Below are 972 nucleotides of genomic sequence, written 5' to 3'. Positions count from 1 at the left end.
ATACGCGGCGGGCCGTCGATGATGATGTGATCGGCGCGGCGGGCCAGCTCCGGTGCTTCCTGATGCAGCGTTTCGCGGGCGAGGCCCACGGTGCTGAACAGCCGTGGCAAGCTCTGCTGGCTTCTGCGCTGCGTCCAGTCCAGCGATGAACCCTGCGGGTCGGCATCCAGCAGGATGACGTGCTGGCCGCGCATCGCCAACTCGCCGGCGATGTGCGTGGCGAGCGTGGTCTTGCCGACGCCGCCTTTCTGGTTGAGCAAGGCAACGATCATGGCGCGGCCCTCCAAGCTGGAAAGCCGGGCTGCGGTTCGCCTGCAAAACCTGCTTTTTGCTGGCTGGAATCGCCTGCCGTTTGTGGCCGCGTGGCGGTTGTCCACCGCAGCGGCGCTTCTCTACTAAAAGTTAGAGATTTAAAAGTTAGGTAGTTAGAGGGCGTGAAAACCCAATGCTGGCGCGGGTTTGCGGCCGATTGGCACGCCTGATAGCACGATAGTGCCACGCCTGATAGCACGATACCCCGCACGCCTGATAGCACGACATCATTCACAGCTTGTCCCGGAGTTATCCCCGTGCCGTGGGCGGCACGGGCCGGAAGGTCAGCAGTTCCGTTCCGTCGTCCGGCATCCGCTCGATGCCCAGGACGTAGCCGGGCAGCGATTGCCGCGCGACGAGCGCGCGCAGGTCGCAGGCGAAGTCGTAGGGCTTGGCGGTGCTGCCGGATTTCTGATGCAGGTAGCGGAAGTCGAACTGCCAGCCGTATTCCTGCTTGCCGCCGTGCTTGCGCACCAGGCGGTACAGCCAGCGTTCGATGCCGCCCGTGAGCCTGAAATAGGCCGGTCGATGGTCAGCACCAGGGCGGCGTCGAGCACGCCCGCATAGAACCAATCCGGCAGGATCAGCTCGATGCCCAGCGGCGTGCCGCGGGCATCGGCCAGCTCCTTCCATTCGTTGATCCACGAGAAGCGGTGCAGG

2 protein-coding genes and 1 pseudogene are annotated in these 972 nt (G+C 64.3%); 1 reads left to right on the top strand and 2 read right to left on the bottom strand.

The genetic code is table 11. The annotated features are described in order from the left end of the window. Window positions 1-272, bottom strand: a 272-nt coding sequence (locus BSZ31_RS12430; protein ID WP_168426972.1) for an AAA family ATPase, incomplete at its 3' end; no start/stop codon positions are given. Between BSZ31_RS12430 and BSZ31_RS17615 the strand changes: the two genes are divergently transcribed. Beyond that, window positions 271-399, top strand: a complete 129-nt coding sequence (locus tag BSZ31_RS17615; RefSeq protein WP_255411431.1) for a hypothetical protein — start codon at window positions 271-273, stop codon at window positions 397-399. The genes BSZ31_RS12430 and BSZ31_RS17615 overlap by 2 nt on opposite strands. Window positions 400-561: 162 nt before the next feature. Here the strand turns inward: BSZ31_RS17615 and BSZ31_RS12420 are convergent. Next, window positions 562-972, bottom strand: a pseudogene (locus tag BSZ31_RS12420) (replication initiator protein A); the annotation flags it as partial.

Origin of the sequence: Limnobacter sp. SAORIC-690 (assembly GCF_002954425.1) — a bacterium.
GTDB lineage: Bacteria > Pseudomonadota > Gammaproteobacteria > Burkholderiales > Burkholderiaceae_B > Limnobacter > Limnobacter profundi.
This window is presented reverse-complemented; position numbering and strand designations above follow the sequence as displayed.